At 72.0% G+C, this 26,084-nt stretch carries 26 protein-coding genes; 16 read left to right on the forward strand and 10 right to left on the reverse strand.

From position 1 onward, the window contains the following. The first annotated feature begins 30 nt into the window (after positions 1-30). Both MUY22_RS20245 and MUY22_RS20250 read left to right on the forward strand, forming a co-directional pair. On the forward strand, positions 31-705 hold the full coding sequence (locus MUY22_RS20245; protein WP_247061641.1) for an SDR family NAD(P)-dependent oxidoreductase: 675 nt from the start codon (positions 31-33) through the stop codon (positions 703-705). Beyond that, complete coding sequence (locus tag MUY22_RS20250; RefSeq protein WP_247061643.1) at positions 702-1,697, forward strand: S-adenosylmethionine:tRNA ribosyltransferase-isomerase; 996 nt, start codon at positions 702-704, stop codon at positions 1,695-1,697. Before MUY22_RS20245 ends, MUY22_RS20250 begins: the two co-directional genes overlap by 4 nt. A gap of 56 nt (positions 1,698-1,753) precedes the next feature. Here the strand turns inward: MUY22_RS20250 and MUY22_RS20255 are convergent, their stop codons facing one another. Further along, positions 1,754-2,155: a hypothetical protein gene (locus MUY22_RS20255; RefSeq protein ID WP_247061644.1), complete on the reverse strand. Its 402-nt coding sequence runs from the start codon at positions 2,153-2,155 to the stop codon at positions 1,754-1,756. Then, a complete protein-coding gene (locus tag MUY22_RS20260; protein ID WP_247061645.1) occupies positions 2,152-2,556 on the reverse strand; it encodes a hypothetical protein in 405 nt (134 codons plus the stop codon). The genes MUY22_RS20255 and MUY22_RS20260 overlap by 4 nt, the downstream gene beginning before the upstream one ends. A gap of 212 nt (positions 2,557-2,768) precedes the next feature. Here MUY22_RS20260 and MUY22_RS20265 point away from each other — a divergent pair, with 212 nt between their 5' ends. The 5 genes from MUY22_RS20265 to MUY22_RS20285 all read left to right on the forward strand — a co-directional run bounded on the left by MUY22_RS20265 (position 2,769) and on the right by MUY22_RS20285 (position 6,830). Beyond that, positions 2,769-3,827: an ABC transporter substrate-binding protein gene (locus tag MUY22_RS20265; RefSeq protein WP_247064016.1), complete on the forward strand. Its 1,059-nt coding sequence runs from the start codon at positions 2,769-2,771 to the stop codon at positions 3,825-3,827. A gap of 19 nt (positions 3,828-3,846) precedes the next feature. After that, positions 3,847-4,638 (forward strand): ABC transporter ATP-binding protein, encoded by a 792-nt coding sequence (locus tag MUY22_RS20270; RefSeq protein ID WP_247061646.1) that lies wholly within the window; start codon positions 3,847-3,849, stop codon positions 4,636-4,638. Then, a complete protein-coding gene (locus MUY22_RS20275) occupies positions 4,625-5,524 on the forward strand; it encodes an ABC transporter permease (protein WP_247061648.1) in 900 nt (299 codons plus the stop codon). The genes MUY22_RS20270 and MUY22_RS20275 overlap by 14 nt, the downstream gene beginning before the upstream one ends. 83 nt (positions 5,525-5,607) lie before the next feature. Next, a complete protein-coding gene (locus MUY22_RS20280; protein ID WP_247061649.1) occupies positions 5,608-5,985 on the forward strand; it encodes a DUF1761 domain-containing protein in 378 nt (125 codons plus the stop codon). Beyond that, complete coding sequence (locus MUY22_RS20285; RefSeq protein WP_247061651.1) at positions 5,982-6,830, forward strand: SMP-30/gluconolactonase/LRE family protein; 849 nt, start codon at positions 5,982-5,984, stop codon at positions 6,828-6,830. The genes MUY22_RS20280 and MUY22_RS20285 overlap by 4 nt, the downstream gene beginning before the upstream one ends. Here MUY22_RS20285 and MUY22_RS20290 read toward each other — a convergent pair. Together MUY22_RS20290 and MUY22_RS20295 are read right to left on the reverse strand one after the other, a co-directional pair. Beyond that, a complete protein-coding gene (locus MUY22_RS20290; RefSeq protein ID WP_247061652.1) occupies positions 6,782-7,153 on the reverse strand; it encodes a hypothetical protein in 372 nt (123 codons plus the stop codon). The genes MUY22_RS20285 and MUY22_RS20290 overlap by 49 nt on opposite strands. A gap of 737 nt (positions 7,154-7,890) precedes the next feature. Next, positions 7,891-9,489 (reverse strand): DEAD/DEAH box helicase, encoded by a 1,599-nt coding sequence (locus MUY22_RS20295; protein ID WP_247061653.1) that lies wholly within the window; start codon positions 9,487-9,489, stop codon positions 7,891-7,893. Positions 9,490-9,726: 237 nt separating this feature from the next. On the opposite strand from MUY22_RS20295, the gene MUY22_RS20300 reads away from it, so the two are divergent. The 4 genes from MUY22_RS20300 to MUY22_RS20315 are packed head-to-tail and all read left to right on the forward strand — an operon-like array spanning position 9,727 to position 13,064. Next, positions 9,727-11,433: an acyl-CoA dehydrogenase gene (locus tag MUY22_RS20300; protein ID WP_247061654.1), complete on the forward strand. Its 1,707-nt coding sequence runs from the start codon at positions 9,727-9,729 to the stop codon at positions 11,431-11,433. Beyond that, entirely contained in the window at positions 11,430-11,879 is a 450-nt protein-coding gene (locus MUY22_RS20305; protein WP_247061655.1) for a nitroreductase family deazaflavin-dependent oxidoreductase, read from the forward strand. The genes MUY22_RS20300 and MUY22_RS20305 overlap by 4 nt, the downstream gene beginning before the upstream one ends. Beyond that, positions 11,876-12,637 (forward strand): 2-keto-4-pentenoate hydratase, encoded by a 762-nt coding sequence (locus tag MUY22_RS20310; protein ID WP_247061656.1) that lies wholly within the window; start codon positions 11,876-11,878, stop codon positions 12,635-12,637. The genes MUY22_RS20305 and MUY22_RS20310 overlap by 4 nt, the downstream gene beginning before the upstream one ends. A gap of 13 nt (positions 12,638-12,650) precedes the next feature. Beyond that, positions 12,651-13,064: a hypothetical protein gene (locus tag MUY22_RS20315; RefSeq protein WP_247061657.1), complete on the forward strand. Its 414-nt coding sequence runs from the start codon at positions 12,651-12,653 to the stop codon at positions 13,062-13,064. Here MUY22_RS20315 and MUY22_RS20320 read toward each other — a convergent pair. After that, positions 13,000-13,281, reverse strand: coding sequence for a helix-turn-helix domain-containing protein (locus tag MUY22_RS20320; RefSeq protein ID WP_247061658.1), 282 nt, complete (start codon positions 13,279-13,281; stop codon positions 13,000-13,002). The two genes, MUY22_RS20315 and MUY22_RS20320, sit on opposite strands and share 65 nt — an antisense overlap. On the opposite strand from MUY22_RS20320, the gene MUY22_RS20325 reads away from it, so the two are divergent. Continuing rightward, the gene (locus MUY22_RS20325; RefSeq protein WP_247064531.1) at positions 13,243-13,389 is read left to right on the forward strand and encodes a hypothetical protein; all 147 of its coding nucleotides are present in this window, start codon (positions 13,243-13,245) and stop codon (positions 13,387-13,389) included. The genes MUY22_RS20320 and MUY22_RS20325 overlap by 39 nt on opposite strands. 88 nt (positions 13,390-13,477) lie before the next feature. Here MUY22_RS20325 and MUY22_RS20330 read toward each other — a convergent pair whose 3' ends face one another. Further along, positions 13,478-15,877, reverse strand: a complete 2,400-nt coding sequence (locus tag MUY22_RS20330; protein WP_247061659.1) for a Tex family protein — start codon at positions 15,875-15,877, stop codon at positions 13,478-13,480. Positions 15,878-16,028: 151 nt separating this feature from the next. Here MUY22_RS20330 and MUY22_RS20335 point away from each other — a divergent pair, with 151 nt between their 5' ends. Together MUY22_RS20335 and MUY22_RS20340 are read left to right on the forward strand one after the other, a co-directional pair. Beyond that, positions 16,029-17,513 (forward strand): chitinase, encoded by a 1,485-nt coding sequence (locus MUY22_RS20335; RefSeq protein WP_247061661.1) that lies wholly within the window; start codon positions 16,029-16,031, stop codon positions 17,511-17,513. 186 nt (positions 17,514-17,699) lie between these two features. Then, the gene (locus MUY22_RS20340) at positions 17,700-19,430 is read left to right on the forward strand and encodes a BTAD domain-containing putative transcriptional regulator (RefSeq protein WP_247061663.1); all 1,731 of its coding nucleotides are present in this window, start codon (positions 17,700-17,702) and stop codon (positions 19,428-19,430) included. A 94-nt stretch (positions 19,431-19,524) separates the two neighbouring features. Here the strand turns inward: MUY22_RS20340 and MUY22_RS20345 are convergent, their stop codons facing one another. The 3 genes from MUY22_RS20345 to MUY22_RS20355 form a co-directional block, all read right to left on the reverse strand. Continuing rightward, a complete protein-coding gene (locus tag MUY22_RS20345; RefSeq protein ID WP_247061665.1) occupies positions 19,525-21,183 on the reverse strand; it encodes a GMC oxidoreductase in 1,659 nt (552 codons plus the stop codon). Beyond that, positions 21,183-22,637: an NAD(P)/FAD-dependent oxidoreductase gene (locus tag MUY22_RS20350; RefSeq protein ID WP_247061667.1), complete on the reverse strand. Its 1,455-nt coding sequence runs from the start codon at positions 22,635-22,637 to the stop codon at positions 21,183-21,185. The genes MUY22_RS20345 and MUY22_RS20350 overlap by 1 nt, the downstream gene beginning before the upstream one ends. 82 nt (positions 22,638-22,719) lie before the next feature. Further along, positions 22,720-23,811, reverse strand: coding sequence for a winged helix DNA-binding domain-containing protein (locus MUY22_RS20355; protein WP_247061669.1), 1,092 nt, complete (start codon positions 23,809-23,811; stop codon positions 22,720-22,722). A 79-nt stretch (positions 23,812-23,890) separates the two neighbouring features. On the opposite strand from MUY22_RS20355, the gene MUY22_RS20360 reads away from it, so the two are divergent. Then, positions 23,891-24,946 (forward strand): AraC family transcriptional regulator, encoded by a 1,056-nt coding sequence (locus MUY22_RS20360; protein WP_247061671.1) that lies wholly within the window; start codon positions 23,891-23,893, stop codon positions 24,944-24,946. Here the strand turns inward: MUY22_RS20360 and MUY22_RS20365 are convergent. Beyond that, positions 24,867-25,535 (reverse strand): TetR/AcrR family transcriptional regulator, encoded by a 669-nt coding sequence (locus MUY22_RS20365; protein ID WP_247061672.1) that lies wholly within the window; start codon positions 25,533-25,535, stop codon positions 24,867-24,869. The genes MUY22_RS20360 and MUY22_RS20365 overlap by 80 nt on opposite strands. A 185-nt stretch (positions 25,536-25,720) precedes the next feature. Between MUY22_RS20365 and MUY22_RS20370 the strand changes: the two genes are divergently transcribed. Continuing rightward, positions 25,721-26,053, forward strand: a complete 333-nt coding sequence (locus MUY22_RS20370) for a hypothetical protein (RefSeq protein WP_247061673.1) — start codon at positions 25,721-25,723, stop codon at positions 26,051-26,053. Positions 26,054-26,084 lie beyond the last annotated feature (31 nt).

Genomic DNA, 26,084 nt, shown 5'->3' on the forward strand with positions numbered 1-26,084 from the left:
GATGGTGTGGTACCCCTGCAAGGAGGAACCATGCCAGTCGCACTGATCACCGGCGCCTCGGCGGGGCTGGGGAAGGCCCTCGCCGCGGCCCTGGTGAGTCGCAAGTGGACGGTCGTCGGCGACGGCCGGGACGCGGCCGCGCTGACCGCCGCGGCTCGGGAAGCGGGCCTCACGCCCGTCCCCGGCGACGTCGCCGACCCGGACCACCGCGCCGCGCTCGCCGCCAGCGTCGGCTCCGGGCTCGACCTGCTCGTCAACAACGCCGGCACGCTCGGCGTCAGCCCGCTGCCGCCGCTGGGCCGCTATCCCTTGGCGGAGCTGGAAAACGTCTACCGCGTGAACGTCTTCGCGCCGCTCGCGCTGACCCAGCTGCTGCTGGCCGCCCTGACGAAGGCCGGCGGCACGATCGTCGACGTCAGCTCGGACGCCGCCGTCGAAGCCTACGAAGGCTGGGGCGGTTACGGCTCCGCGAAGGCCGCGCTCGACCAGCTCACCGCCGTGCTCGGCGCGGAGCACCCGGATCTGGCCGTCTACGCGGTCGACCCCGGCGACCTGCGCACCGCGACGCACCAGCTCGCCTTCCCCGGCGAGGACATCTCCGACCGGCCGCTGCCGGAGACGGTGGTCCCGGCGTTCCTGCGGCTGCTCGACGAGCGTCCGGCCAGCGGCCGCTACCGCGCCGCCGACCTGCTGGTGCCCGCATGAGCGTCCGGTTCGACCTGCCCGGCGAACTGTCGGCGTCGGCGCCCCCGGAAGCCCGCGGGGTGGCCCGCGACGAGGTCCGCCTGCTGGTCGCGAGCCCGTCCGCGGTGCACCACACGGTGTTCAGCGCGCTGGGTGATCACCTGCGGCCGGGCGACCTGCTGGTCGTCAACACGTCCGGGACGCTGCCCGCGGCGATCGACGCCCGTCGCGGCGGGCACGCGGTCGTCGTCCACTTCTCGACCGAGCTGGCCGACGGCGCGTGGGTGGTCGAGCTGCGCGCCCCCGGCGGCCCGCTGCTCGACGGCCGGCCGGGAGAGCGCCTGGACCTGCCCGGCGGCGCGTCGCTGACGCTGCTCGCCGAGCACGTCCCGGGTCAGGCCCGGCTGTGGCGGGCGGCCGCGTCGGTGCCGGTGCCCGGGTTGCTGGCCGCGAGCGGCCGCCCGATCCGCTACGGCTACGTCCCGCGCGCGTGGCCGCTGAGCGACTACCAGACGGTGTTCGCCCGCGAGCCGGGCAGCGCGGAGATGCCGTCGGCGGCCCGGCCGTTCACGGACGCGCTGGTCACCCGCCTGGTGACCGACGGCGTGCTGGTCGCGCCGCTGCTGCTGCACACGGGGGTGTCGTCGCTGGAGACGGGCGAGCCGCCCCAGGCCGAGCGCTTCCGGGTCCCCGCGACGACCGCCGCGCTGGTTTCGTGGGTCCGCGCCCGCGACGGCCGCGTGATCGCGGTGGGCACAACGGCGGCCCGCGCCCTGGAATCGGCCTTCGACGGTCCGGCCGAGGGCTGGACGGACCTGGTGCTGGGCCCGGACCGCCCGGCCCGGGTCGTCGACGGCATCGTCACGGGCCTGCACGCGCCGGACGCGTCCCACCTGCTGCTCCTGGAGGCGGTGGCCGGCCCGGAGCTGGTCCAGCGCGCCTACGACGCGGCGGTGGAGCGCCGCTACCTGTGGCACGAGTTCGGCGACGTCTCCCTGCTCCTGCGTCGCTGAAAGTCCGTGAATGCCACATTGAGGGACATAGTGTCCCTCAATGTGGCATTCACGGACTACTGGCGCGCCGGTTCGCGGGCGTCGTCCTGACGGCGGGCCCGGTACAGGCCGGCCACGGCGACGACCGTGATCCCCAGGCCGACGCCGCTGACGATCGAGGCCACCAGGCTCGCCGTGCCGGTCGCCAGGCCGAAGAGGCCGCCCAGGTAGACCGGAATGCACAGGCTGACCGGCAGCCAGGTCCGCAGCGCGAACGCGCGGTCCGACGCCAGCCACAGCACGAGCGAAACGGCCGCCGCGGTGGCGACCGGGATCGCCCAGACGACCATGCTCGTCACGGCGTCCATCCCCAGCGACCGGAGCCATTCGAACGACGCCTGGCCCAGCCCGACGAAGAGAACGACCAGCGCCACGCGGATGGTGGCCCCCTGGCCGGCACGGTGTGCGGTGCTCGTCATGTCATCCCTCCCAAGTCCGTGGTCACCTGTACCACGTTCGGATGACGCGTCCGGTTGCCCGCGGCCCGCAATTCGATGGCGACGACCAGCAGAACGATCAACGCCAAGCCCGTCTGGGCGATCAACACGAACAGGTGACCCCGCGACGCCGTGCCGGTGACCAGGCCCGTCATGCCGATGACCAGGGACGGCACGGCCGCCCAGTCCGGCAGGAACGCGGCTCGTGGGCGCGGCCTCCCGGAGAGCGCCCAGACCGCCAGGCCGGCCAGCAGACCCAGCAGCGGGGCCGCGGCGACCGCCCCCACGGCCGGCCACTCGCCCAGGCCCGTCGTCTCCAGCCAGTCGGCGCCGATCGGCCCCAGCCCGACACCCGCCCACATCAACAGCACCAGCTGGATCATCAGCCGGTTTCGCGCGTCAGGTTCCACAGCTCCCCCTCGGAAGTCGTCGGGAGAACCACGCGCGACTGGCCCAGGCGGTTGCACTTAGGCGCCTGAATCGTCGATGTCAAGGAATCTCACTCGTTTTCCCGGGATGCGGATGGCTATGCGCCCCAGTGGGTGACCGTGCGAACCTCGCCCCCGACATCGACCCCGTGAAAGGCGACGCTGACGTGCGCTCCCACCACAGAACCCGCTTCCTGGCCTCGGCGTTCGCCGCCCTGACCGTCGTGGGCGTGCTCGCCGGCTGCTCCCGCGCCGCGGAGAACACCGCCCCCGCCGCCAACGCGGGCGCCGCCACCGAGGTCCGGCTCGGGTTCTTCCCGAACGTCACGCACGCCCCGGCGCTGATCGGCGTCAAGAAGGACTTCTTCAAGCAGGAGCTGGGCTCGACCAAGCTCACCACCCAGACGTTCAACGCGGGCCCCGACGAGGTCAACGCGCTGCTGGGCAACTCCCTCGACATCGCCTACATCGGCTCCGGCCCGGCGATCAACGCGTTCACCAAGTCCAAGGGCACCATCCAGCTGATCTCCGGCGCGGTCTCGGGCGGCGCGCAGCTGGTCGTCAAGCCGGACATCGCCAGCGTCGACGCGCTCAAGGGCAAGAACATCGCCACCCCGCAGCTGGCCAACACCCAGGACGTCGCGCTCAAGAAGTTCCTCGCCGGCAAGAGCCTGACCGGCCAGGTCAAGATCACCAACCTGGACAACTCGAAGACGCTCGACGCCTTCAAGAAGGGCGAGGTCGACGGCGGCTGGCTGCCCGAGCCGTGGTCGTCGCGGCTGGTCCTCGACGCCGGCGCGAAGGTCCTGGTCGACGAGAAGGACCTGTGGCCCGGCGGCCGGTTCCCGACCACCGTCGTCATCGTGCGCAGCCAGTTCCTGCAGGAGCACCCGGATACCGTCCGCGCTGTGCTGAAGGGCCAGCTGGCCGCGATCGACTGGGCGAAGGCCAACCCGGCGGACGCGAAGACCGTCGTCAACGGCGCGCTCAAGGAGCTGGCCGGCAGCAGCCTGAGCCCGGCGGTCATCGACCGCGCGTTCTCGAACATCGAGCTGACCTCCGACCCGATCCCCGCCGAGTTCCCGCAGCTCGCGCAGGACTCGGTGACCGCGGGCGTCGTGAAGAGCGTCGTCGCGCTGAAGGGCTTCGCCGACTTCGGCCCGCTCAACGACGTCCTCAAGACCCAGAACCAGCCCGCCGTGAACGCGCCCGAGCTCGTCAAGTGATCCGGAGAGGCGGCCTGCGATGACCACGACCCTCCCGAGTGGCCGGACCGGGCACACCGGCACGGCCGCGGTGCGGCTGGACGGTGTGCGCAAGACGTTCGGCACGGGCGGGCGCGCGGTGGTCGCGCTGGACGGCGTCGACCTGACGGTCGCGCCGGGCGAGTTCGTCTGCCTGCTCGGCGCGTCCGGCTGCGGCAAGAGCACGCTGCTGAACCTGGTCGCGGGCCTGGACGCGCCGTCGGCGGGGGAGATCACGCTCACGACGTCCCGGCCGGCGGTGATGTTCCAGGAGGCCGCGCTGATGCCGTGGCTGACCGCCGCGCGCAACGTCGAGCTGCCGCTGCGCCTCGCCGGCTTCGGCCGGGCCGAGCGCCGGGAGAAGGCCGCCGAGCTGCTGGACCTCGTCCGGCTGACCGACGCCGGGGCGAAGCGGCCGCACGAGCTGTCCGGCGGGATGCGCCAGCGCGTCGCGCTGGCCCGCGCGCTGGCCGCGACCCTGCGCGTCGGCGGCGACCCGGAGCAGGCGCTGCTGCTGATGGACGAGCCGTTCGCCGCGCTCGACGCCATCACCCGCGACGTCCTGCAGGGCGAGCTGCTGCGCGTCTACCGCAGCACCGGCACGTCGGTGCTGTTCGTGACCCACGACGTGCGCGAGGCGGTCCGGCTCGGGCAGCGCGTGGTGCTCCTGTCGTCGCGGCCCGGGCGGGTCGTGCGCGAGTGGGTGGACGTGCCGCTGGCCGACGCCGAGGAGCTGACCGAAGAGATCACCGGGCACCTGCGAGAGGTGATCAGCACCCATGCCGCAGCTTGACCGGCCCACCAGGGATGCCGCCGACGTCGAGGACCTCGACGCCGTCGGCGCCGGACTGGACTCGCTCGACACCCCGGTGGGCGACCGCCGGCCGAGCTTCTGGCGGCGCTTCGCCTGGGGTTTCCTGCCCCCGGTGCTGGCGCTCGTCGTGCTGGTCGTCGTCTGGCAGCTGCTGTGGGCCGCGGCGTTCTGGCCGGAGACGCAGCTGCCCGCGCCGATCGCCGTCTGGGACGAGTTCTGGAGCCACGTCGTCACCGGCGAGGTGTTCGGATTCGTCTGGACGTCGGTGCACCGCGCCGCGCTCGGTTTCGTCGCCGGGGTTGTCCTCGGCACGCCGCTCGGGCTGCTCGTCGCGAAGGTCCGCGTGGTGCGGGCCGCGATCGGGCCGTTGCTGACCGGGCTGCAGAGCCTGCCGTCGGTGGCGTGGGTGCCGGCCGCGATCCTGTGGTTCGGCATCAACGACGGCGCGATCTACTTCGTCGTGCTGCTCGGTTCGGTGCCCTCGATCGCGAACGGCCTGGTCTCGGGCATCGACCAGATCCCGCCGATCCTGCCGCGCGTCGGCCAGGTGATGGGCGCGGGCCGGCTGTCGTCGGCCCGGCACATCCTGCTGCCCGCGGCGTTGCCGGGCTTCCTCGCCGGGCTCAAGCAGGGCTGGGCGTTCTCGTGGCGCTCGCTGATGGCGGCCGAGCTGATCGCGCTGTCCCCGCAGCTGGGCGTCGGCCTCGGCGCGTACCTGAACCAGGGCTCCTCGCTCAACAGCATCGAGACGGTGATCGCGGCGATCTTCCTGATCCTGCTGGTCGGCGTCGGGATCGAGCTGATCGTGTTCCGCCCGCTGGAGCGCTCGGTGCTGCGGTCCCGCGGGCTCACGTCGTCGCTCTAAAACTTTTCCGCGCGGCGTGTCGAAGTGCCGCTGACGGCGTCGACGTCCCCTTCGCAAGCAGGTACTACGCGAAGGAGATGGCGATGGGTGTCGTGGCTGTGCTGGTGGCCTCGGTGGCGGGGTTCGTGGTGAGTTCCGCCTGGTACACGGCGTTCGGGACGGTCTGGGCCGGCCTGAGTGAGTCGGCCGCCGAGCGGCCCGTGCCGTGGAAGATTGCGGCGGAGTTCGTCCGGACCCTGGCGCTGGTCACGGTGTTCGCCGGGCTGAGCGCCGCGGTCGGCGTCGACGGCGTCGCGGGTGCGCTCGGCCTGGCGCTGGTGCTCTGGGTGGGCTTCCCGGTGCTGATCCTGGCCGGGTCGGTGCTGCACGAGAACGTGCCGGTGCGGCTGGCCGCTTTGCACGCGGGCGACTGGCTCGTGAAGATCGTGGTCGTGGCGCTGGTGCTGGGGGTGTGGCGATGACCGGGGTGCTGACCGACGGGATCGCGTTCGGCGAGTCCCCGCGCTGGCACGACGGCCGGCTGTGGTTCGCCGACTGGCTGGCGCACGAGATCGTCGCGGTCACGCCGGCGGGCGAGCGCGAAGTGGTGTTCCGCGCGGACTTCCCGACGATGCCGATGTGCTTCGGCTTTCTGGACGGCGACCCGCTGATCGTCTCGTCGTCGCAGGGCCGGTTGCTGCGGTTGTCCCGGGACGGCTCCTTGTCCACCCACGCCGACCTGGGCTCGACGGGCTTCAACGAGATCGTCGTGGCTTCGGACGGTGGTTGCTACGTCAACGGCGGCGGCTTCGACCTGATGGCGGGGGAGCCGTACCGCCCTGGCGGCGTCTGGCACGTCTCGCCGGCCGGTGTGGCTCGCCAGGTCGCGGACGACATCGCGTTCGGCAACGGCATGGCCCTGACCCCGGACGGCTCGACGCTGGTGGTGGCGGAGTCGTACGCGAACCGCCTGACGGCGTTCACCGTGTCACCGGACGCCGTGTTGAGCGAGCGCCGGGTGTGGGCCGACCTCGGTGACGGCGTCCCGGACGGCATCGCCCTGGACGCGTCGGGCGCGATCTGGGTGGCGGACGTCCCGGGCAAGTCGTGCACGCGGGTGCGCGAAGGCGGCGAAGTGCTGGAGCGGGTGGAGCTGGACCGCGGGTGCTTCGCGTGCGCGCTGAGCGAGGACACGCTGTACCTGGTGGCCCAGGAGTGGCACGGCCTGGACGGCGTCGGCGGCCCCCGGACGGGCCGGATCCTGACCCACCCGGTCGATCAGTCCTCCTCCGGCGGCGCCGTCGCCACCTCGAGCGAGAGCTGCTGAAGAACTTCGAGGACGTCCGGCTCAGGCTGCTCTTCCTCGTAGGCCTCGACAACCTTGACGAACCCCATCAGCAGCCCGCGCATGACGGCCTCCTGACGGTGCGCCAGCTGGTCGACGGCCTGGTTGACGATGTGCTGGACATCGGCGACGTGCTCCTCCGGGACGTTCATGTCCGCGGTCATGGTGAAGTCGAACGCCCCTTCGAGCAGCTCGGGGTACCCGCTCGAGCCGGACTCGTCGTTGCCGTCGCGCAGGTTCCGCCGAAGTCGGTAGACCGACGCGAGCAGGCCGATCCCGGTCTGCACCAGTTCCGTGTCCTCCATGGCCGTGAGCATGCCACGGCCGCGGCCGGACCCCGGTGATCGCCGCGGAGTTGTCCACATCGGGTCGGGTTGTCCACAGATTTCGCGAGCGACGGTTTTCGCAGGTCAGAGCCGATAGACTGGACAGGGGCCGCCCCCCAGGGATGGGTGGGGGCTGCCATCGCGAGGGTGGGCCTGAACAGCCGGTGGCGCGGTCGCTGGGCTGCCCGCGGTGGTCGAATGCGGCTGCGGGCCGGTGCGTCACGCGAGCGGGGTGTGCCTGAGGGGTCCTTCTGATCCGTAGTCAGATGCCCGGCGCCGGGCTCCGTCACCGTGCAGACGACTCGACTCCCGGGCCGGAGCCCAAGGGGCGACTGCGGCCGCGGGCCGGTGTCTCGCCACGAGCGGGGCCCTTCTGGTCGTAGTCAGGTGCTTGGCGTCGGCCATCCGCCGGCGCCGGCCCGTGCAGACAACTCGCCCCCCGGCCGGAGCCCAGGGCCCGAATGCGGCTGCGGGCCGGAGCGGGTCCTTCTGGTCGTCAGATGCTCGGCGTCGGCCATCCGCCGGCCCGTGCAGACAACTCGACCCGGGCCGGAGCCCAAGGGGCGAATGCGGCCGTGGGTCGGTGTCTCGCCACGAGCGGGTCCTTCTGATCCGTAGTCAAATGCCCGTCCTCGGCCATCCGCCAGCGCCGGCCGTGCAAACGACAACGACCCCCGGGCCGAAGCCCGGGGGTCGATGTCAGCTACGTACGAAGGTCAGCGGCCTCGGCGGGCGCCCGCGCGGGTGCCCGAGGAGAACGCCGCCGCGCCACCAGACCGGCCGCCGCCGGCGCCCGCCCCGGCGGCAGGAGCGCCGCCACGGCGACCGCCGCCGCCGGAACCGCGGCGGTCGGTGGAGCCCGAAGCTCCGGCCGCCGCCGGGGCGCCCGACCTGCGGCCCGAACCCGAGCCGCGGCCCGGCTCCGATGACTGCGTGCGGCGGTCCGACCGCGGCTGGTCGTCGCGGCGGGACTGGGAGTTCGCCCGGGCCCGCTGGCCGCCGCGGTTCTCCTTCGGCGCGCCCGCGCCACCGTGGCGTCCGCCGCGGGCCGGGCGCTCTTCGCCGTCGCGCACGCGGGCCGGGCGGGCCGCGCCCGAAGCCGTGACCTTCTTCGGGCGGTTGTCCACCGGGGGTCGCTTCGGCGCCGCCGTGAACGACCGTTCGCCCGGGGCCAGCTCCGCCAGCAGCGGGTGGCCCGGGCCGAGCTGGGTGGTGGTCGGCTTGATGCCGGCCTTGCGGGTGAGGTCGCGGACGTCGCGGACCTGCTCGTCGGTCATCAGCGTGACGACCGTGCCGGATGCGCCGGCGCGCGCGGTGCGGCCCGAGCGGTGCAGGTACGCCTTGTGCTCGACCGGCGGGTCGGCGTGGATGACCAGCCGGACGTCGTCGACGTGGATGCCGCGGGCCGCGATGTCCGTCGCGACCAGCGTCTTGGCCGCGCCCGAGGAGAACGCCTCGAGGTTGCGCGTGCGCGCGTTCTGGCCGAGGTTGCCGTGCAGCTCGACGGCCGGGACACCCGACGCCACCAGCTTGCGGGTCAGCGCCTTCGCGCGGCTCTTCGTCCGGGTGAACACGAGCGTGCGGCCCGGCGCCGCGGTGAGGTCGACCAGCACCGGCAGCCGGTGGGTCTCCTCGAGGTGCAGGACGTGGTGCTCCATCGTCGAGACCGGCGACTGCGCCGAGTCGACGCTGTGCGTGATCGGGTTGCTCATGAAGCGCTTGACCAGCACGTCGACGCCGTTGTCCAGGGTCGCGGAGAACAGCATCCGCTGGCCGCGGGACGGCGTCGCGTCCATGATCCGCCGCACCTCGGGCAGGAAGCCCAGGTCGGCCATGTGGTCGGCCTCGTCGAGCACGGTGATCTCGATGGCGTCGAGCTTCACGTGCCCGGAGCGCATGTGGTCGGCGAGCCGGCCGGGGCAGGCGACGACGATGTCGACGCCGTCGCGCAGCTTGGTGATCTGCGGGTTGGCCGAGACGCCGCCGAAGATGGTGGTCGTGCGCAGGCCCAACGGCTTGGCCAGCGGCAGGATGGACGCCTCGATCTGCGTCGCGAGCTCACGGGTCGGCGCCAGGATCAGCGCGCGCGGACGGCCGGGCTTGCGCCGCGTCGGCCCCGCCGAGAGGCGGGCCAGCACGGGCAGCACGAAGCCGTAGGTCTTGCCGGAGCCGGTCCGGCCGCGGCCGAGCACGTCACGCCCGGCGAGGGTGTGCGGCAGGGTCGCCGCCTGGATCGGGAAGGGCTCGGTGACGCCCTGAGCGGCCAGCGCGTCCACGAGCGTGGTGGGCAGGCCGAGTTCAGCGAATGTGCTCATAAGTGCATGCGGGCGCGGCTGCGCCCTGGTCTCCATAACCTGAGAAGGGTTGTCCTGCCCGGCGCAGACCGGTCAACGGCCGCGGCGCGTGGTAGTCGACAACAGCAGCGGGCCGAGGCAGAACTGAGCGGCCCGCAAGATCAGTGTACCCAACGCGAGTGACGTACTCCTAGTGAGATTGCCCGCACCAGGATCGCCTTGCTAAGTTACCGGTCGGTAATCGAGGAGGCTCACCCCATGCTGCTGAACCCGCACGAGTACGACCCGGCGCACTTCGACGCCGAAACGCGCCGGTTGCTCCGGGCCACCATCGACTGGTTCGAGCAGCGCGGCAAGGCGAAGCTGGCCGAGGATTACCACGCGCGCACCTTCTACGCGGACTTCCTCGAGTTCGCCGGCAAGGAGGGCCTGTTCTCGACCTTCCTGACGCCCGCCGCGAACGCCGACGGCAACCTGGACAAGCGCTGGGACACCAGCCGCGTCGCCGCGCTGTCGGAAATCCTGGGGTTCTACGGGCTGAATTACTGGTATCCCTGGCAGGTCACGATCCTCGGCCTGGGACCGGTGTGGCAGAGCGGCAACGACGTCGCCCGCAAGCGCGCGGCGGACGCGCTGGACGCCGGCGGCGTCGGCGCGTTCGGACTGTCCGAAAAGGACCACGGCGCCGACATCTACTCCTCGGACCTGGTGCTCACCAAGGACGGCGACGGCTACCGCGCCACCGGCTCGAAGTACTACATCGGCAACGGCAACGTCGCCCGCACGGTCGCCGTCTTCGGCCGGATCGACGGCGTCGAGGGCCCGGACCAGTACGTCTTCTTCTACGCCGACGCCGAGCACCCGAACTACCACGTGGTCAAGAACGTCGTGCCGTCGCAGATGTACGTCGCCGAGTTCCGGCTCGAGGACTACCCGGTGCACGCCGAGGACCTCCTGCACGTCGGCGCCGAGGCCTTCAGCGCCGCGCTGAACACGGTCAACATCGGCAAGTTCAACCTCTGCTTCGGCGGCATCGGCATGGCGACGCACTCGCTGTACGAGGCCATCACCCACGCGCACAACCGCGTCCTCTACGGCAAGCCCGTGACGAACTTCCCGCACGTGCGCCGCGAGTTCGTCGAGGCCTACGCGCGGCTGACGGCGATGAAGCTGTTCTCCGACCGCGCCGTGGACTACTTCCGCAGCGCGAACGCCGAGGACCGCCGCTACCTGCTCTACAACCCGATCACCAAGATGAAGGTGACCACCGAGGCGCAGAAGGTGATCGGCCTGGTCGCCGACGTCGTGGCGGCCAAGGGTTTCGAGGCCGGCACCTACCTCGCGATGGCCAAGAACGACATCGACGGCCTGCCGAAGCTCGAAGGCACGGTCGCGGTGAACCTCGCGCTGATCGCGAAGTTCATGCCCGCGTACCTGTTCTCGCCGCAGGAGTACGCCCCGGTGCCGACCCGCACCGACGCCGCGGACGACGAGTTCCTCTTCCGCCAGGGCCCGGCGCGCGGGCTGTCGAAGGTCCGCTTCCACGACTGGCAGGCCGCGTACGCGCAGGCGTCGCACATCCCGAACGTCGCGCTGTTCACCGAGCAGGCCGGCGCGCTGGTGAAGCTGCTCACCGAGGCGACGCCGGACGAGGCCCAGCAGGCCGACCTCGACTTCGGCCTCGCGCTCACCGAGCTGTTCACCCTCGTCGTCTACGGCCAGCTGATCCTGGAGCAGGCCGGCATCACCGGGCTCGGCGAACAGGTCGTCGACCAGATCTTCGCGGTGCTGGTGCAGGACTTCAGCCTCGCCGCGGTGGACCTGAACGGGAAGCCCAGCTCCACCGAGGCCCAGCAGGCCATCGCGCTGGCGGCGCTGCGCAAGCCGGTCGTCGACGCCGAGCGGTTCGACGCCGTCTGGGCGCTCGTCCGCGACCTCTCCGGGGCCTACGCTATGCACCCATGATGGCCAGGGAGTACCGGCTGGGAACGCTGCGGAAGACCGTCAACGCGCTGGTGAAGCCGCTGCTCGCGCGCGGCGTCCCGGCCGCGGGCAAGGGCGGCGTGCTGCTGACGACGAAGGGCCGCAAGAGCGGTCTCGAACGCACGACACCGGTGAACGTCGTCGAGGCCGGCGGCGACCGGTGGCTCGTCGCGCCCTACGGCGCCGTCGCCTGGGTGCACAACCTGCGGGCCGACGCCGTCGCCCGGCTGAGCCGCGGCCGCAAGACCGAGACGTGGGAGGTCGAGGAGGCCGACGCCGCCACCGCGGCGCCGGTGCTGCAGGCCTACGTGCGGCAGATCCCGGTCACCGCGCCGTACTTCGACGCCAAGGGCAGCGGTCCCGTCGAGGCGTTCGCGGCGGAAGCCGATCGACACCCGGTGTTCCGGTTGGCAAGATCACGGGCGTGAAGCACGAGCGGGCGGCGGAGCTGCTCTGGGACGCGTGGCGCACCGGCGACCGCCTGGACGGGCTGCCGGCCGACGTCCGCCCGAGTGACGCCGTCGAGGGCATGGCGGCCCAGACCGCGCTGGCCGCGCTGGCCGGCCCGGTGAGCGGCTGGAAGATCGCCGCGACCACGGCGTACGCCCAGCAGCACCTCGGTGTCCCCGGGCCGCTGCCGGGCGCGTTGTTCGAGCGGTTCCACCAGCTCGAAGGCCCGCCGGTGCCGGCCGACACGATGACGATGGGCGTCGCCGAGCCGGAGTTCGCCTTCCGGATGAAGGCCGATCCGGGCCCGGCGCCGTCGCTCGGTGCGGTGCTCGACGCGGTCGACACGATGTTCTTGGCGCTCGAGATGCCGGACAGCCGCTACACCGACCACCGGCACGCGGGCGGCCCGCAGCTGCTGGCGGACGTCGCGTGCGCGGGCCGGTTCGTCGAAGGGCGGGCGGTGCCGGGCTGGCGCGACCTCGACCTGCCGGGCCACGCGGTGGTCCTGCACGCCGACGGCGCGGAGTTCGCCCGCGGCCACGGCGGCCTCGTCCTGGGTGACCCGCGCCTGGCGCTGCACTGGCTCGCGACGGAACTGGCCCGCACGGGCCACCGCCTCCGCCCGGGCGACGTCGTGACGACCGGCACGGCGACCCCGCCGTGCCCGATCCACGCGGGCGGCCACGTGCTCGCCGACTTCGGCGCGCTGGGCCACGTCGAGGCCCGCTTCGTCTGACTAGAGTGATCACGTGCTGACTTTCCGTGCCGGTTTCGTGGTGCTCGCCTTGGTCGTGGCGGCGCTCGACGCGGGGTTCTGGCTGTTCACCCGCGGCCAGCACCACACCAGCGCGCGGGTCGGGTTCCTGGTCGCGTTCGTGCTACTGCTGGCCCTGCTCGCGGCGACCGCGGGCCTGGTGCGCTGGGAGGTCGCGGCCCCGCTCGCCGCGGCGTCGACGTCGGGCCTGTTCTTCGTCGGCGCGGCGTCGATCTTCAGCGTGGGCCTCGGTTTCCTGCTGACGGCGGTCGTCGAGGCGGCGCTCGTGCGCGGCATGGTGCTCGACGCGTCGCCGGCCGGCTGGCGCGGCGGCACGTGGCTGATCAGCCTGTCGGCGGCCGTGGTCCCGGCGGGGCTGTTCGTGGTGGGCCTGGTCGCGTTGAAGTGAGCCGGAACGCCGACGGGCTCTCCCCGAACTCGGCGCGGAACACCCGGCTGAAGCGCGCGGCGTCGACGAAGCACCACCGCGCCGCGATCGCCCCGACGCTTCTGTTGGCCGGCAACGGATCCCGCAGGTCGCGGCGGACGGCGTCCAGGCGCAGCCGGCGGATGTGGTCGGTGACGGTGTGCGGGTCGTCGAGGTGGCGCTGGATGTGGTCGAGCACGCGGGCACGCAGCGCGTCGGGGATCTCGTCGACGCTGACGTGCTCGGTGAGCGTGCCGGCCAGCAGGCTGAGCCCGGCGTCGCCGAGCCGGCTCGCGGCGCCGCGTAGAGGTGGCCGGCTGCGTTCGGTATCGCCCCGAGCTGATTGCGGTGAAGGCCGCCTCCGGAGGGTTCCGGAGGCGGCCTTCGTCTGAGTCCTACTTGCCGAACCCGGCCCGGCGGAGCGCGTCCGCCATCGAGCCGCTGCTGTTCGAGGAGCCGGAGTTGCCACCCCGGCCGCCACCACCACTGCCGCCGCGCTGACCGCCGCCGCCACCGGAACCGCCGCGGCGCTGACCGCCGCCACCGCCGCCGCCCTGCTGACCCCGGTCACGATCGCCGCCGCCACCGCCGCCGCGGTTACCGGACGGAGCGCCAGGCTCGTCGTCCAGCCGCAGCGTGAGCGAGATCCGCTTACGCGGCACGTCGACCTCGAGGACCTTCACCTTCACGATGTCGCCCGGCTTCACGACCTCGCGCGGGTCCTTCACGAAGTTCTTCGACAGCGCCGAAACGTGCGCCAAGCCGTCCTGGTGCACGCCCACGTCGATGAACGCGCCGAACGCCGCCACGTTCGTGACGACGCCCTCCAGGCGCATGCCCGGCTTCAGGTCGCCGATCTTGTCGACGCCTTCGGCGAACGTCGCCGTCTTGAACGCCGGGCGGGGGTCGCGGCCCGGCTTGTCCAGCTCCGCCAGGATGTCCGTCACCGTCGGGAGGCCGAACGTCTCGTCCACGAAGTCGGCCGGGCGGAGCGACGACAACGTCCGCGTGTTGCCGATCAGCGCGCGCAGGTCCGTGCCCGTCGTGGTCAGGATCCGGCGGACCACCGGGTACGCCTCCGGGTGGACCGACGACGAGTCGAGCGGGTCGTCGCCATCCGGGATGCGCAGGAAGCCCGCGCACTGCTCGAACGCCTTGGGGCCGAGCCGCGCGACCTCCTTCAGCGCCGTCCGGGAGCGGAACGGGCCGTTCGAGTCGCGGTGGGAGACGATGTTCTCCGCCAGCCCGGTCGTGATGCCCGAGACGCGGGTCAGCAGCGGCGCGGACGCCGTGTTGACGTCGACGCCGACCGCGTTCACGCAGTCCTCGACCACCGCGTCGAGCGAGCGGGACAGCGAGACCTCGGACAGGTCGTGCTGGTACTGGCCGACGCCGATCGACTTCGGGTCGATCTTCACCAGCTCGGCCAGCGGGTCCTGCAGCCGCCGCGCGATCGAGACCGCGCCGCGCAGCGAGACGTCCATGGTCGGCAGTTCCGCCGACGCGAACGCCGACGCCGAGTACACCGACGCGCCGGCCTCGGACACGATCGCCTTGGTCAGCTTCAGCTCCGGGTGCTTCTTGATCAGCTCCTGGGTGAGCTTGTCCGTCTCGCGCGACGCCGTGCCGTTGCCGATCGAGACCAGGTCGACCTGGTGCCGCGCGCACAGCGCGGCCAGCTCGGCGATCGACTGGTCCCACTTGTTGGCCGGCTGGTGCGGGTAGATGACGTGGGTGTCGACGACCTTGCCGGTCGCGTCCACGACGGCCACCTTGACGCCGGTGCGGAAGCCCGGGTCGAGGCCCATCGTGGCGCGGGTGCCGGCCGGGGCGGCGAGCAGCAGGTCACGCAGGTTGGACGCGAACACGCGCACGGCGTCGTCCTCGGCCGCCTGGCGCAGCCGCATCCGCAGGTCGATGCCCAGGTGCAGCAGGATCTTGGTGCGCCACGCCCAGCGCACGGTGTCGTTCAGCCACTTGTCGCCGGGGCGGCCCTCGTTGGTGACGCCGAACTTCGCGGCGATGCGGGTCTCGTAGTCGGTCGGGCCGACCTGCGGCTCGTCGGTCGGCTCGGCCGGCAGCATCGTGAGGTCGAGGACCTCTTCCTTCTCGCCGCGCAGCATCGCGAGGATCCGGTGCGAGGGGAGCTTGGTGTAGGGCTCGGAGAAGTCGAAGTAGTCGGAGAACTTGGCGCCGTCCTCCTCCTTGCCGCCGCGGACCTTGGCCACGAGGTGGCCCTGGCCCCACATCTTCTCGCGCAGGTCGCCGATGAGGTCGGCGTCCTCGGCGAAGCGCTCGACGAGGATCGAGCGGGCGCCGTCGAGGGCGGCCTGCGCGTCCGCGACGCCCTTGTCCGCGTCGACGAACACCGCGGCCGCGGCGTGCGGGTCCGTGGTGGGGTCGTTGAGCAGGCCGTCGGCCAGCGGCTCGAGGCCCGCTTCGCGCGCGATCATCGCCTTCGTGCGGCGCTTCGGCTTGAACGGGAGGTAGATGTCCTCGAGCCGCGACTTCGTGTCCGCGGCGAGGATCGAAGCCTCGAGGGCCTCGTCCAGCTTGCCCTGGCTGCGGATCGAATCGAGCACGGCGAGCCGGCGCTCGTCGAGTTCCCGCAGGTAGCGCAGCCGCTCTTCGAGCGTGCGCAGCTGCGCGTCGTCGAGCATGCCGGTGACTTCCTTGCGGTACCGCGCGATGAACGGGACGGTCGAACCGCCGTCGAGCAGCTCGACGGTGGCCTTGACCTGTCCTTCGCGCACGCCCAGTTCTTCGGCGATCCTCTGCTCGACCGACACGCTCACTGCAACACGCTCCTGCTTCGCCCTCGGGTGGATCCGATCCCGTACATTCTGCCGTTCCGACCACCCCGACTTTCGGATGGGGCTCCTTGACAATGAGATTGGTCTAGTCCATTTTGTGGTGACCTGCCTCACGACCAGTGGAGGTCGCCCCGTGGTCCCCAAAGCCCGTCTAGCCCTGTTGTCGTTACTTTCCGCGGTCGCGCTGTGTCTCGGCGTGACGTTCGTGCTCGCCGGCAACGCCTCGGCGGCCAACATCCTCGCCAACCCCGGCTTCGAATCCGGCACCGCGGGGTGGACCTGCACCGCGGTCCCGACCGCGGTGAGCACCCCGGTCCACAGCGGCAGCCGCGCCCTGAGCGCGACGCCGACGTCGTCGGATAACGCGCAGTGCTCGCAGACGCTCACCGTCGCCGCGAACACCGCCTACAAGCTGTCCGCCTGGGTGCAGGGCAGCTACGTCTACCTGGGTGTTTCCGGATCCGCGACCACCAGCACGTGGACGCCCGGCACCAGCGGCTACTCGCAGCTCTCGCTGAGCTTCACGACCGGCGCCAGCACCTCGCTGACGGTCTACCTGCACGGCTGGTACGGCCAGCCGACCTACTTCGCCGACGACGTCAGCCTCGACGGCCCGGGCACCCCGCCGCCGACGACGCCGACCACGCCGACGACCCCCACCACCCCGACGACGCCGCCGACCACGACCACCCCGCCGACAACGACCACGCCGCCGCCGACCCAGGGTGACCTGCCCAAGCACGTCCTCACCGGCTACTGGCAGAACTTCTACAACGGCGCGAAGGCGCTGAAGCTGGCCGACGTCCCGACGAAGTACAACATCATCGCGGTGTCCTTCGCGGACGCCACCGGCACGCCGGGCGCGGTGAGCTTCACGCTCGATTCGGGCCTGTCGTCGCAGCTCGGCGGCTACACCGACGCGCAGTTCAAGGCCGACATCAAGACGGTCCAGACGCGCGGCCAGAAGGTGATCATCTCCGTCGGCGGCCAGAACGGCACGATCAGCGTCGGCGACTCGAACTCGGCGACCAACTTCGCGAACAGCATCAAGTCGCTGATCACGAACTACGGCTTCAACGGCGTCGACATCGACCTGGAGAACGGCGTCAACGCCACCTACATGGGCCAGGCGCTGCGCAGCATCTACAACGGCGGCGGCAAGGTCATCACGATGGCGCCGCAGACGATCGACATGCAGTCCACCGGCGGCGGCTACTTCCAGCTCGCGCTGAACATCAAGGACATCCTGACGATCGTCAACATGCAGTACTACAACTCGGGCACCATGCTCGGCTGCAACGGCAGCGTCTACGCCCAGGGCACGGTCGACTTCCTGACCGCGCTGGCCTGCATCCAGCTGCAGGGCGGCCTGCGGGCCGACCAGGTCGGGCTCGGGCTGCCGGCGTCGTCGCAGGCGGCCGGGGGCGGTTACCAGGCGCCGGCGAACACGGTTTCGGCGCTGAACTGCCTGGCCAAGGGCACGTCGTGCGGCTCGTTCAAGCCGTCGGCGACCTACCCGGCGATCCGCGGCGCGATGACGTGGTCGATCAACTGGGACGCGACCGCCGGGTACGCGTTCGCGAACACCGTGTCCGCTGGGCTCGCCGGCCTGCCGTGACGCACAGTCATAAAGGGGCCCTTCCGGACGCTCGTCCGGAAGGGCCCCTTCACGGCACCCCCAGCCGGCGCGCGCAGACCCCCCGGCCGCGCGCCCGCGCCACCTAGACTGCAGGACGGTCCGTGTGTGATCGTTGCGGAAACGTGGAATCCGCAGGTCGGAGCAGGTCTAGGGAGGAGTTCGGTGATGCGGTTCGGCGTCCTCGGCACTCTCGAAGCCGAATCCGAGGGGACCGCCCTCGACGTCGGGCACACGCGCCAGCGCTACGTGCTCGCGGCGCTGCTGGCGGACCCGAACCGGCCGGTGACGCCGGACCAGCTCGTCACCCGAGTCTGGGGCGGCAACCCGCCGCACCGCGCGACGGCGACGCTCCGGAGCTACCTTTCGCGGCTGCGCGCCGCCGGGTGCGCGATCGAGCGGACCCCGCACGGCTACGTGCTGCGCGTCGATCCGGCGTCGGTCGACCTGCACCGGTTCCGGGACAAGGTGACGCGCGCGCGAGCGGCGTCCGACGACGTCGCCGCGGCCACGCTGTTCGACGAAGCGCTGGCGCTGTGGCGCGGCGAGCCGTTCGCCGGGCTGGACTCGCCGTGGCTGACCGGCGTCCGCGAAGGCCTGGAAGCCGAGCGGTTCGCGGCCCGGCTGGACCGCCACGACGTCTCGCTGCGGCTCGGGCGGCACGCGGCGCTGCTGGCGACGCTGCCGCGGCTGGCCGCCGAGCACCCGTTCGACGAGCGGCTCGCGGGGCAGCTGGTCCTCGCCTACTACCGCAGCGGGCGGCAGGCCGACGCGCTCGCGCACTTCGAGGGCGTCCGCCGTCGCCTGGCCGAGTACCTGGGCGCCGACCCGGGGCCGGTGCTGCGCGGGCTGCACCGGCGGATCCTGGCGGGCGACCCGGGGCTCGAACCGCCGCCGGCCGCGCGCGAGGAGGTGCGGACGGGGTCGCTGATCGAGCTGGCCGCGATCCGCGCCGTCGCGACGTTGCTGATCGTGGCGCGCGAAGGCGACTTCGAGTCCGCGGCTTGGCGCGTGCGCAGCACGGCGGACGCGCTGGAGAAGGAGATCGGCGAGCTGGCGGCCGAGATCGGCGGCCCGCTGGTGGTGCACGACGACACCGGCGTCCGGCTGACGGAGCTGGGGGAGCGGCTGCGCACGGGCGCCCGCGCGGGCGTGGCGGAGCTGGCGGCGATCTTCACCGAGACCCGCGTGTCCGGCCGGCGGATCAGCGGCCGGCTGCGCGTCGGCTACGTCGCGAGCCTCGGCGGCGACCTGGTGACGCGGCTGACGCAGGAGTTCGAGCGCCGCCACCCGGCGTGCCGGGTGAGCCTGACCCCGACCCGCATCGGCGCCCGCTGGACCGAGCACGACCTGCTCGCCGAGGGCGACCTGGACCTGGTCCTGCACTGGTCCCCGGGCGGCGACACGCGGTCGTTCGACCTGCCGAACCTGCGCACGGGCCCGCCGCTGCTGTCCCTGCCGCGAGGTCTCCTGATGCGCGAGGACCACCCGCTGGCGACGCGGGAGTCGGTGACCCTGGAGGACATCGCGGACTACCGCCTGCTGGACCCGAGCAAGACGCTGAACCCGGTGGCCCGCGACCAGTGGGCACCACCGCGAACGCCATCGGGCCGCCCGATCCCCCGCACGGAGGACGACGTCCCCCAGCTGATCGGCCGCACCCGCATCGGCGCCGAGGACATGCTTTCCCTGGTGGCGCGGGGCATCGGCCTGCACATCACGGTGCTGTCGCTACTGGAGCGCTACCCGTTCCCGGGCCTGAAGGTGGTCCCGGTGACGGGCATCCCGCCGATGATCGCGGTCCCGGTCTGGCGCGCGGCGGAGGAGAACGAAGCGATCCGCGCGTACGTCGCGGTGACGACCGAGCTGACGGCCGAAACTGTCGGTGACCCCGGATAAACTGGCGACATCGGGGAGCCGCACATCCACGCGCGCTGCTGAACCGCCCCCTCCGGGCGGGAAATTGCCACTCGCAGCACGGCGAACGCGCGGCTCACCGCGGCACAATCGGCAACCGCAGTGCGCCCGGTGCGTCGCTCGGCACCACCGGCTTCCGCGGCGCCACCGCCGCCACCCGCTGGTACTCCGCGCCCAGCGAAGGGCGCAGGTCAGCCTCGCCGGCGTTCGGCCAGAAGGCCATTGCTCGCTCCGCCTGGGCCGTGATCGTCAGCGACGGGTTCACGCCCAGGTTCGCCGTGATCGCCGAGCCGTCGACGACGTGCAGGCCCGGGTAGCCGTACAACCGCTGGTACGGGTCGACCACTCCGGTGGCCGGCGAGTCCCCGATAGCGCAGCCGCCGATGAAGTGGCCGGTGATCGGGATGTTCGCCAGGTCCGTCCACGCGCCCTGGGGGAGGCCGCCGATCTTCTCCGCTACCCGGCGCGTCACCTCGTGGCCCGCAGGGATCCACGAAGGGCTCGGCGAGCCCGCGCCCTGCTTCGTCGTCATGCGGCGGCCGAACAGGCCGCGCTTCGTGTACGTCGTCACGGAGTTGTCGAGCGTCTGCATCACCAGCAGCCCGATCATCCGCTCCGACCAGCGCCGCGGGTTGTGCAGCTTGACGACGTTCCGCCGCTGCCGCCACAGCTCGCGCGCCCCCAGCACCCAGCGCCGGCGCCCGGCCTGAGCGTCCACCAGCACCGTCGTCATCAGGCCCATGAAGTTGCTGCCGCGCCCGTACCGCACCGGCTCCACGTGCGTCACCGCGTCCGGGTGGATCGACGACGTGATCGCGACGCCGCGCGTGTAGTCCGTGTCGTCCCGCAGCGACCGCGCGGCCAGCACGGCCTCGGAGTTCGTCCGCGCCAGCAAGCCGAGACGCGGCGACAAAAGAGGCAGCGTCCCGTTGTCCCGCAAGCGGTGCAGCAGCCGTTGGGTACCCAGGGACGCCGCCGAGAACACCACCTGCGACGCGGTGAACGTCCGGCGAGCCCGACGTCCGGTGCGCACAGTGTCCACCGCGTAGCCGCCCTCGATCGGCCGGACGGAAACCGCCGTGGTCAGCGGGTGCACCACCGCGCCCGCCTTTTCGGCCAGGTACAGGTAGTTCTTCACGGTCGTGTTCTTCGCGCCGACGCGGCAGCCCGTCATGCACTCGCCGCACAGCGTGCACTTCTGCCGGACCGGGCCCGCGCCGCCGAAGTACGGGTCTGCTCCTGACTGTCCGAAGTAGACGCCGACGGGGGTGCGCCGGTAGGTGTGGCCGATGCCCATGTCCTCGGCCACCGAGCGCAGCACCCGGTCCGCGGCCGTCGTCGCCGGGTTCTCGACCACGCCGAGCATCCGCTTCGCCTGGTCGTAGTACGGCGCCAGCTCGTCCTTCCAGTCCGTGATGTGCGCCCACTGCGGGTCGGCGTAGAACTCGTCCGGCGGCTCGTACAGCGTGTTCGCGTACACCAGCGAACCGCCGCCGACGCCCGAGCCGCTCATCACGAAGGTGTTCTTCAGCAGCGTCAGCCGCTGGATGCCGAAACAGCCGAGCTTCGGCGCCCACAGGTACTTCCGCAGCCGCCACGACGTCTTCGCGAACTCGTCGTCGGCGAACCGGCGGCCGGTCTCCAGCACGCCGACGCGGTAGCCCTTCTCGGTCAGCCGCAACGCCGTGACGCTGCCGCCGAACCCCGACCCGATCACCAGGACGTCGTAGTCCATCACGCCACCCGGTAGTCGGCGACGTCGAACCGCTTGGTCCGGCGGTCGTACTCGGTGACCAGGCCCGGCCAGTTGGTCGTCACCCGGCCGTCGGCCTGGCGGTACCAGCTCGTGCACGCGCTCCACACGCTCCGGCCCAGCCTCGCCTGCACCTCGTCGTCGTACCGCTGTTCGACCTCCGGCAGCACGTCCAGTGTGGACACCTCAGGACGGGCCAACCGTTCCACGGCCTGACGGATGTACCGAGCCTGGCGTTCGAGCATGTAGATGATGGACCCGGCGCCGAGGTTGGTGTTCGGCCCGTAGACGCAGAACAGGTTGGGGAAGCCGGGCACGGTGATCCCGAGGTAGGCCCGGGCGCCGCCGGACCACGCGTCCTCGAGCGTCCGGCCGCCGAGACCGCGCACTTCGATCTTGCCGAGGAAGTCGGTCGCGGCGAACCCGGTGCCGTAGACGATGACGTCCGCCTCGTGCTCGACGCCGTCCTCGGTCCGGACGCCCTTCTCGGTGATCTCGCTGATCCGCGCCGTCTCGACGTCGACGTTCGGCTGCGCGAGCGCGGGCAGGTAGTCGTTGGTGAAGAGGATCCGCTTGCAGCCCAGCGGGTAGCTCGGCTTCAGCTTCGCGCGCAGCTCCGGGTCCTCGATGTGCCGGCGGCGCAGCTGCGCGGTCCGCAGCTCGAACATCTTCGCCAGCACGGGATGGCGCGTCATCGCGTAGGTCGCGTACTCGGCGAGCAGGAAGATCCGCAGCCGGCCGAGCAGCTGCGCCGGCGGCAGGTGCTCGAACAGCCAGTGCTGCCAGCCGCGGTAGGTCGGGTCGGACTTCGCCATGACGTACGGCGGCGTCCGCTGGAAGACGGTCACCCGTTCGGCGTGCTTGCGCACCTCGGGGACGAACTGGACGGCGCTGGCCCCGGTCCCGATGACGGCGACGCGCTTCCCGCGCAGGTCGACGTCGTGGTCCCAGCGCGCCGAGTGGAAGGCGGCTCCCGCGAACCGGTCCCGCCCGGGGATGGTGGGCAGGACCGGCCGCGACAGCTGCCCCACGGCCGGCACGAAGACGTCGGCCGTGTAGGTCTCGCCGCTCTTGGTCGCGACGCGCCAGACGCCGTCGCCGAACACGGCCTCGGTGACCTCGGCGCCGTACCGGATGTGCGGCTCGAGGCCGTACTTCGTGATGACGCCCCGCAGGTAGGCCAGGATGTCCGGCTGGTGCGAGAACCGCTTCGGCCAGCGCGGGTTCGGCTCGAACGAGTAGGAGTACAGCGGCGAGGGGATGTCGCAGGCGGCGCCCGGGTAGGTGTTGTCCCGCCAGACGCCCCCCGGCCCGGCCGCGCTCTCCAGGATCGTGAAGTCCGTGAACCCGGCGCGCTTGAGCTCGATCGCCGTGCCGATGCCGCCGAACCCGGTGCCTGCGATCAGCACCGACGGCCCCTTCGCCGAACCAGTCATGCTGAAGAAAGCTACCCACCCGGAGCCTGTGACAACAGGACACGAGCGGTCACGCGATCGAGATTTCCGGCCACGGCGCCGTTCAGGCCAGCACTCGGATGTCGTGGGTCGCCGCGCCCGGCTCCGCCCAGCTCAGCAGTCGCGCCGCCGCGCTCTCCAGGGCCTCGAGGTCCCGCTTCGGCAGCTTCTCGAACGGCGTCAGCTCCACCACCGCCGCCTTGCGCTCCTTCCGGAGTTCCCAGAACCCGCGCACGTACCCACCCGTCATGAGCGTCCCCTTGACCAGGCCGTTCTGCGTGATGACGCGCTTGCGGTGCTCGTCGCTGATCACCCGGGTGCGGTCGGCGTACGACAGGATCGTCTGGTCGAACGGCCCCAGCAGCCGCGGCGGCGCCGGGACGTCCTCGTCCGGCACGGACAGCTCCGGCAGGTCCAGCAGCTCGCGGCCGTCCGGGTCGCGGTAGCGGCGCAGGTCCATCTCCGCCGCGACCTCGCCCAGCCGGGTGATGCCGGCCCACGTCTGGACGTCCGCCACCGTCGCCGGGCCGAACGCGCGCAGGTACCGCTCGATCAGCGCGGCGGGCGACGGCAGCGGCAGCGGCGCGCCGACCCACTCGTCCAGGCACGCGTACGTCGTCTGGCCGGCCTTGCCCCAGATCGCCCGCGGCGGCACCTGCACCAGCGGCAGCCGGCCGCGGGCCAGGTGGGTGAGGGACGCCGTCGGGACGTCCGGCCACCGCCGCGCCAGCTCGGCGCCCAGCGCGGTGCTCGACAGCGGCGCGTCGAGCAGCAGCTCCCGCGCGGCCGCGGCGACGACGTCGTGGTCCAGCCCGGTCAGCGCCTGCGCGTGCAGGGTGTTCTGCTTGAGGTCGCGGTCGTAGAGCACCTGCACCGCCGGCCGCCACGCCAGCGCGTCCGCCGCGGTCACGAGGTGGACCGTGCCGCGCATCAGCGCGATCCGGACCACCCGGCGGCTCTCCAGCAGCTCCGCCAGGTCCGCCGGCCGGAAGCCGTGCAGGCGCGCCCACAGCGCGTAGTACGGCGGGAACGGCGCCTGCGCCTGCAGCCCGGCCAGGTGCGCCACCGCGTCGAAGGCGGACAGCTTCGCGCGGCGCAGCAGCAGCTGGCGCTCCAGTGTCGCGCGGTTCAGCGCCCGCCGGCTCAACGTCGTCACAGCGTCAGCCTAACGATCACCCCGGACAGTTCCGGTCCTCGATTCGCTCCCTCGCCGGGCGTGATCCATACTTCCGGCCATGGCCGAGTTCGCCGCCCCCGCCGTCGGGGACTGGGACTTCCCGCGCGGCACCGCGAGCATCGAGCTGATGACCCGCTTCGCCGCCGACCGCGGCCTGGCCGCCGGCCGGCTCCTCGCGGCGACGTCGTTGTCCGCGGACCTGCTCGCCGACCCGGCGGCGCAGGTCGACGCGCGCCAGGAGCTGGCCGTCGTCCGCGCGCTGGCCGCGGTGGACGGTTCGGACGCGACGGCCCTCGAGCTCGGGCGCCGCTACCGCGTCACCACCTTCGGCATCTTCGGGTTCGCCTGCATCAGCAGCCCCACGCTGCGGGACGCGATGCTGCTGGCGCTGCGCTACTTCGACCTCAGCTTCGCGTTCTGCATCCCGAACGTCGTGGCCGACGGCGACCGCATCGCCATCGAGCTCGACAGCAGCCGCGTGCCCGCCGACGTCGCCCGGTTCCTCGTGCTGCGTGACCTGTCCGCGATCTTCGCCGTGATGCGTGACCTGCTGCCCGAGATCGCGCTGGACGACCTGAGTTTCCGCCACGAAGCGTCCACAGTGGACGCCTACCGGGCGGCGTTCGGCGTCGAGCCCCGGTTCGGCGCCGACGCCTGCCGCGCGACCCTCGACCCGGCGTTCCTCGCGCTGCCGCTGCCGCAGGCCAACGAGCAGACCGTCGCGCTCTGCGCCGCGCAGTGCGAGGCCCTCGTCGCCCGCCGGCGGCAGCGGTCCGGGATCTCCCAGCAGGTGCGCGAACGCCTGGTGCGGCTCGGCGGCGTCGACGCCGGGATGGACGAGATCGCCCGTCAGCTCACGCTCAGCACGCGCACGCTGCGGCGGCGCCTGGCCGAGGCCGGCACCAGCTACCGCGCGCTGGTCGACGAAGTCCGCCAGGCGCTGGCCGAGGAGCTGCTCGACACCGGCGTGCTGTCCGTCGAGGACGTCGCGTACCGGCTCGGGTACGCCGAGGCGTCGAGCTTCATCTACGCGTTCAAGCGCTGGACCGGGATGACGCCCGCCGCTTTCGCCCGTCGTTTCCGCGCTGCTCGGCAAGCACTGCCGGGTAGGTGATTTTCAGCAGGTTGAGGATCGAATCGGTGAGGAACGTACGCAGCGCCGTCCGGTCCAGCGTGCCGCGGATGAGCCACTCGCGCGACGCCGCCCGCAGCATCCCGCCGAACGACCGGATCATCGCCCGCAGCTCTTCGCGCCCTTCGGTCACGTCCGTCATCAGCGCGGCTTCGAGCACGCGGTCGGCGGCGATCTCGTCCGCCTCCAGCATGATCCGCTCGATCTCGGGGTCGCGGCCCGCCGATTCCGGCCCGATCACGGTCAGCCAGGCGTCCCGGTTGCGGTCCACGACGTCGATCCAGCGCTCGACGCCGATCGCCAGCCGCTGCTCCATCGTGGTGTCCGGCAGCGCCTCGGTGACCGGCGCCGGCACGATCATCAGCTGCCGCACCACTTCCAGGTACAGCTCGCGCTTCCCGCCGAAGTAGTGGTTGATCAGCGGGCGCGCCACCCCGGCCGCGGCGGCGATGTCCGAAGTGGACACCGACGCGTAGCTGCCCGCGCCGAACAGGTGCCGCGCGGCCGCGAGGATCTCGGCGCGCCGCTCGGCGGGCTCGAGCCGCCGGCGGGGCCGCGTTCCGCTGGTCATCCGCTCAGCCTCGCCGGGGAGCGGCACGCTGTCAACAAGTAATTGACTTCTCGTCAAGAGAGTGGCTCCCTTGGCGGGCAACCGAAGCCGCTGCCGTTACGGAACCGGAACAACCCGCCGGTAACTTCCCGGCGCCCGGACACGACGAGACGGCAGGGGGTCCTTGTGACCGGGGGGAGGAACAGATGATCGAAGACGACGCGCCGATCCGGCCGGCGGGACGCTGGGTGAGCGTCCGCCTGCAGCATCGTCACGTCAGCTTCGACGACGCCTTCGTACCCGACGAGCCGGTCCCGGACGGCGACTGCGCGGACGACGAGTCCCTGTCGTACTCCGGAATCGTGATCACGAGCTTCGACCAGGGGTCGAAAGTGGCCGAACGCTGGATCCCGCTCGGCGTCGACCCTTCCGAATCGGACGACGAAGAACTGATCGAGCAGCTGCGCGAAGCCCTTCTCTGGCAAGCGGGGCGACCGCCCCAGGAAGCTTCCGGCGATGACCTGCCGCGGCCCTCGTGAGTGGTAATGCGGTTCTGACCCGCATTACCAC

It is taken from the genome of Amycolatopsis sp. WQ 127309, assembly GCF_023023025.1.
Classification (GTDB): Bacteria; Actinomycetota; Actinomycetes; order Mycobacteriales; family Pseudonocardiaceae; genus Amycolatopsis.

Bases quoted from the DNA above. Each gene is read 5' to 3' on its own strand.
- MUY22_RS20245 (WP_247061641.1), top strand. From the start codon at position 31: ATGCCAGTCGCACTGATCACCGGCGCCTCGGCGGGGCTGGGGAAGGCC.
- MUY22_RS20250 (WP_247061643.1), top strand. From the start codon at position 702: ATGAGCGTCCGGTTCGACCTGCCCGGCGAACTGTCGGCGTCGGCGCCC.
- MUY22_RS20255 (WP_247061644.1), bottom strand. From the start codon at position 2,155: ATGACGAGCACCGCACACCGTGCCGGCCAGGGGGCCACCATCCGCGTG.
- MUY22_RS20260 (WP_247061645.1), bottom strand. From the start codon at position 2,556: ATGATCCAGCTGGTGCTGTTGATGTGGGCGGGTGTCGGGCTGGGGCCG.
- MUY22_RS20270 (WP_247061646.1), top strand. From the start codon at position 3,847: ATGACCACGACCCTCCCGAGTGGCCGGACCGGGCACACCGGCACGGCC.
- MUY22_RS20275 (WP_247061648.1), top strand. From the start codon at position 4,625: ATGCCGCAGCTTGACCGGCCCACCAGGGATGCCGCCGACGTCGAGGAC.
- MUY22_RS20280 (WP_247061649.1), top strand. From the start codon at position 5,608: ATGGGTGTCGTGGCTGTGCTGGTGGCCTCGGTGGCGGGGTTCGTGGTG.
- MUY22_RS20285 (WP_247061651.1), top strand. From the start codon at position 5,982: ATGACCGGGGTGCTGACCGACGGGATCGCGTTCGGCGAGTCCCCGCGC.
- MUY22_RS20290 (WP_247061652.1), bottom strand. From the start codon at position 7,153: ATGGAGGACACGGAACTGGTGCAGACCGGGATCGGCCTGCTCGCGTCG.
- MUY22_RS20295 (WP_247061653.1), bottom strand. From the start codon at position 9,489: ATGAGCACATTCGCTGAACTCGGCCTGCCCACCACGCTCGTGGACGCG.
- MUY22_RS20300 (WP_247061654.1), top strand. From the start codon at position 9,727: ATGCTGCTGAACCCGCACGAGTACGACCCGGCGCACTTCGACGCCGAA.
- MUY22_RS20305 (WP_247061655.1), top strand. From the start codon at position 11,430: ATGATGGCCAGGGAGTACCGGCTGGGAACGCTGCGGAAGACCGTCAAC.
- MUY22_RS20340 (WP_247061663.1), top strand. From the start codon at position 17,700: ATGCGGTTCGGCGTCCTCGGCACTCTCGAAGCCGAATCCGAGGGGACC.
- MUY22_RS20345 (WP_247061665.1), bottom strand. From the start codon at position 21,183: ATGGACTACGACGTCCTGGTGATCGGGTCGGGGTTCGGCGGCAGCGTC.
- MUY22_RS20350 (WP_247061667.1), bottom strand. From the start codon at position 22,637: ATGACTGGTTCGGCGAAGGGGCCGTCGGTGCTGATCGCAGGCACCGGG.
- MUY22_RS20360 (WP_247061671.1), top strand. From the start codon at position 23,891: ATGGCCGAGTTCGCCGCCCCCGCCGTCGGGGACTGGGACTTCCCGCGC.
- MUY22_RS20365 (WP_247061672.1), bottom strand. From the start codon at position 25,535: ATGACCAGCGGAACGCGGCCCCGCCGGCGGCTCGAGCCCGCCGAGCGG.
- MUY22_RS20370 (WP_247061673.1), top strand. From the start codon at position 25,721: ATGATCGAAGACGACGCGCCGATCCGGCCGGCGGGACGCTGGGTGAGC.